Source organism: Mesorhizobium sp. M2E.F.Ca.ET.209.01.1.1 (assembly GCF_004010375.2).
In the GTDB taxonomy this organism is placed as follows: Bacteria; Pseudomonadota; Alphaproteobacteria; order Rhizobiales; family Rhizobiaceae; genus Mesorhizobium.
Map to the genome: position 1 here is coordinate 1 of NZ_SADP02000069.1, position 723 is coordinate 723.

The 723-nt window shown below is 64.6% G+C and carries 2 protein-coding genes; both read right to left on the reverse strand.

The features are described 5' to 3' along the window. Positions 1-251 (reverse strand): alpha/beta fold hydrolase (locus EN852_RS34570; RefSeq protein ID WP_135879567.1); only part of this gene is annotated, 251 nt, incomplete at its 3' end. 30 nt (positions 252-281) lie between these two features. Continuing rightward, on the reverse strand, positions 282-515 hold the full coding sequence (locus EN852_RS34575) for a hypothetical protein (RefSeq protein WP_127230608.1): 234 nt from the start codon (positions 513-515) through the stop codon (positions 282-284). Between the last annotated feature and the right edge of the window lie 208 nt (positions 516-723).

Consider the following 723-nt stretch of genomic DNA (forward strand, 5'->3'; position numbering starts at 1 on the left):
GTGGCCATGGCGCGTTTGGCGTAGGGCGCGTGGTCGGCCGCCGATGGCGGGCAGGAGCTTTGCCCGTAGCCGCGCAGATCGGCGCAGACGACGGTGAAATCGCGCGCCAGGCCTGGCGCCACGTCGCGCCACATCAGATGCGTTTGCGGAAAGCCGTGCAGCAGGAGCAGGCCGGGCCCGCTGCCGGCGCGGCGGGCAAAGATCCTTGCCGGGCCGGTGTCGATTTCCAACGCCTCGAAATCCGCGAACATGGTTGCCTCCGGAAAATGGCGTGCCGGGCCTCAGCTCCAGGCCGAGTCCAGCGTCAGCGAAGCCTCGAAGATCTGCTCGTTCTCGGCGTTGCGCAGCTTCACGGTGATCTTCAGCCGCTTGGCTCCCGGTGCCTCGTCGCGGGCAATGTCGTGCAGGATGCGCAACGCTTCCAGGCCGGCGCGCTCGGGGGTGGCAAAAAGCTGCCCCTGGTCGTCGACCTGGCAATACTCGGAATTATAGAGGTCGAAATAATAGCGTTCCATCGATGCGGCGTCCCAGCCGGTTCGCAAGGTTCAATCCCTGGCCGCGATCATGGTTCCAAGCATTTGATCCTGACGGGAAATCGGTGGCGCGCCGGCCTTTGCGGCGCCATCGCCTGCAACCAGCCCCGGTCTGCCGCGTTAGCTGTTGCGAATGGAGGACGCCGGATGCTGGAATCGCTTTATCTCAACCTTGGAGATCGGAAGAGCA

What these genes read in the sequence shown, in the direction of transcription:
- EN852_RS34575 (WP_127230608.1), bottom strand. Translation starts at nt 515, where the DNA reads ATGGAACGCTATTATTTCGACCTCTATAATTCCGAGTATTGCCAGGTC.